Below are 356 nucleotides of genomic sequence, written 5' to 3' on the forward strand. Positions count from 1 at the left end.
CTCAATGAGTTTGCGCAGCTTGGAGATGTGTTGGTCTAGTGTGCGGCTGTTGGGGAAGTAGTCTCGCCCCCAGCAGTGGTTAAACAGGCTGTCGCGGTCCACCACTTTGCCTTTGTGTTGCAGCAAGTGCTGCAAGATTTTGACGTCGCGCAGGCTCAGGTCTATTTGCGTGTCGTCCCGGCGGGCGCGCAGTTGCGATGGGTACAGCTCCAAGTCGCCAATGCGCACGGTATCTGTCGCAAGCTCTGGCGTGGGCGTGCGCGCCAGTGTGCGGCGCGTTACTGCGCGGATGCGGGCCACCACCTCGCGCACGCCAAAGGGTTTCATGATGTAGTCATCGGCCCCCAGCTCCAGGC

The 356-nt window shown here is 61.2% G+C and carries 1 protein-coding gene; it reads right to left on the reverse strand.

The genetic code is table 11. The features are described 5' to 3' along the window. Nucleotides 1-327 (reverse strand): response regulator transcription factor (locus AC1D1Y_RS26995; protein ID WP_477685038.1); only part of this gene is annotated, 327 nt, incomplete at its 3' end. Nucleotides 328-356 lie beyond the last annotated feature (29 nt).

It is taken from the genome of Polaromonas sp. P1_G1, from assembly GCF_056405595.1.